The sequence below is a fragment of the Roseomonas acroporae genome (genome assembly GCF_023223525.1).
In the GTDB taxonomy this organism is placed as follows: Bacteria; Pseudomonadota; Alphaproteobacteria; order Acetobacterales; family Acetobacteraceae; genus Roseomonas_E; species Roseomonas_E acroporae.
The window spans coordinates 1-684 of sequence record NZ_JALPRX010000217.1; the positions used below are offsets into that span (position 1 = coordinate 1).

The following is a 684-nucleotide window of genomic DNA, read 5'->3' on the forward strand; positions in this document are numbered from 1 at the left end:
GCACAGCGTCGCCACGGGGTGGCTGCCCCGCTCGGCCGACACGAACGCGAACGTCGTCACGCGATCCCCCTGGCGAAAAAAGCCGCCTTCCTGAGGATCAGCTTCTCCTCCTCCAGCCGCTTCACCTTGCGCCGCAGCCGTTGCGCCTCGGCCTCTTCCGCCCGGCGTGCCGCCAGCGCCTCGGCCGAGCCGGCCGCCAGCTGCTCCGTCCGCCACGTGCTCAGCTGCCCGGTGCTCAGCCCCAGCTCGATCGCCACCTCTGACAGGCTACGTCGACCTTCCAGCAACCGCTTGACCGCCTGCGCCTTGAGCTCCGCCGTGAACCGGCGCCGGGTGCGCTTCTCCGTCATACCGCCCTCCTGGGGTGCTCGGGTTCCTTACCAAACCCTCCACTCCCCAGGGGGAAGTCCAGGCCCGCCTGCCGCGGCGGCGCGAGAAGCGGGCACAGGATCGCCCACTCGGCATCGTTCAGGTCAGAGGGATAGGGGGCGCTGCTCATCCAGCCCAGATGGGTGCCGATCGCCTCGCCGAGCCAGCCGATCAGCGCGACATGAAATTGCCAAACACCCTCTAAATTGCCCGTCTGTTCGCGCGAGCTGGACACTCAACGCGCTTTCGTGTCGTGACCCCTTCTATGCTCCGCCATCCAGCTTCCGTAGGAGCCTCGGTACTGTTGCATCGACA

General features: G+C 67.5%; 2 protein-coding genes. Both read right to left on the minus strand.

Annotated features, from left to right (window positions below):
• Positions 1-56 precede the first annotated feature (56 nt).
• Positions 57-350: a transposase gene (locus M0638_RS28055; RefSeq protein ID WP_248670252.1), complete on the minus strand. Its 294-nt coding sequence runs from the start codon at positions 348-350 to the stop codon at positions 57-59.
• Positions 347-604 carry a hypothetical protein gene (locus M0638_RS28060; protein WP_248670253.1) on the minus strand — a complete coding sequence of 86 codons (258 nt, stop codon included), beginning with the start codon at positions 602-604 and terminating at the stop codon, positions 347-349. Before M0638_RS28060 ends, M0638_RS28055 begins: the two co-directional genes overlap by 4 nt.
• Positions 605-684 lie beyond the last annotated feature (80 nt).